This is a genomic window from Methylobacterium sp. D54C (assembly GCF_053345595.1).
This window is the reverse complement of the sequence record NZ_JBKFAK010000095.1, coordinates 1-908: the sequence shown is the minus strand read 5'-3', so window position 1 is coordinate 908 and position 908 is coordinate 1. Positions and strand designations below refer to the sequence as shown.

Below are 908 nucleotides of genomic sequence, written 5' to 3'. Positions count from 1 at the left end.
TAGATGTTTGGTCCCAGGATTTGGTGGTGCGGGTTCTGAGTGAATCTAGAGGGCTCGTCCACCCAGGCTTTGCAGATAGCTTCGTAGGGCGTGAGGCCGCGTAGCGTCTTGAGGCGGCGGGCGAAGTTGTAGGCGGCCACGAAGTCCGCGAGGTGCTGCCGGAGCTGATCGTGGCTGTCGTAGTGGAAGCGTTTGACGGTGGCGTCCTTGATCGTGCGGTTCATCCGCTCAACTTGACCATTCGTCCAGGGATGGCGCGGCTTCGTGAGACGGTGCTCAATGTCGAGGTCAGCGCAGGCCCCCTCGAAGGAGTGGCAGCGGAACGGCACCTTCTCGGCGCGCATCGCTCTGATCTCCTCCGGCGTCCAAGTGTTGCCGGACGGCTCGGTGAAATGCGTGCCGTTATCGGTGAGCACGGTGTGGATCTTGTAGGGAACGGCGGCAGCAAGGGCCCGCAGGAAATTGCCGGCGACCCGGCGCGTGACCTTCTCGTGCAACTCGGCGACGGCGAACTTGGAGGTCCGATCAATCGCCACGAGCAGGTAAAGCCGGCCCTCTTCGGTGTGCACCTCGGCGATATCGATGTGGAAGTAGCCGATCGGGTATCGCTTGAACTTTGCACGGAGCGGCTTGTCGCCACCCACCTCGGGGAGCCGCGAGATGCCATGGCGCTGCAGGCAACGGTGCAGGCTTGAGCGCGTGAGGTGCGGGATCGTCGGCTGCAGAGCGTAGAGGCAGTCGTCGAGTGGCAGTAGAGTATGCCGGCGGAAGGCGACGATCACCGCCTCGTTCTCGGCCGACAGCACCGTGGATCGGGGTTCTGTGGGGCCCGTCTTCCGGTCAGCCACCGAGGGCCGCTTCTTCCACTTCGCGACGGTCTTTGGGTCGACGCCGTAACGGGCCGCCAG

1 protein-coding gene is annotated in these 908 nt (G+C 63.9%); it reads right to left on the bottom strand.

The annotated features are described in order from the left end of the window. Positions 1 to 908 (bottom strand): IS481 family transposase (locus ACLBYB_RS32650; RefSeq protein ID WP_447701360.1); only part of this gene is annotated, 908 nt, incomplete at both ends.